A 292-nucleotide genomic window follows, 5' to 3' on the forward strand; every position below is an offset into this window, starting at 1 on the left:
CCGAGGGCGGCAACGTCGTTTACACCGCAACTGTCGGTGCGCCAGTAACCGGTTCTCCAGTAGTGGTAACTTTGGCCAACGGTCAAACCATCACCATCGGCGTGGGCCAGACCACTGGCACCGCGACCGCCATTGCGCCGAACGATGTGTTGACCGGTCATGCGCCGATTACCAACTCGATCACCAACGTGACCGGCGGCAACTTCGAAAACCTGGTTGCCGACAAAACTCCAGTCTCGACCACCGTTACCGACGTGGCCGACACCACCAACCTGACGCTGTCCGCGACCGG

The 292-nt window shown here is 61.0% G+C and carries 1 protein-coding gene; it reads left to right on the top strand.

The window, feature by feature from the left end; genetic code table 11:
* Positions 1-292 (top strand): immunoglobulin-like domain-containing protein (locus tag V6F91_RS27260; protein WP_332769952.1); only part of this gene is annotated, 292 nt, incomplete at both ends.

Source organism: Pseudomonas koreensis (assembly GCF_036668835.1).
Lineage (GTDB): Bacteria > Pseudomonadota > Gammaproteobacteria > Pseudomonadales > Pseudomonadaceae > Aquipseudomonas > Aquipseudomonas koreensis_I.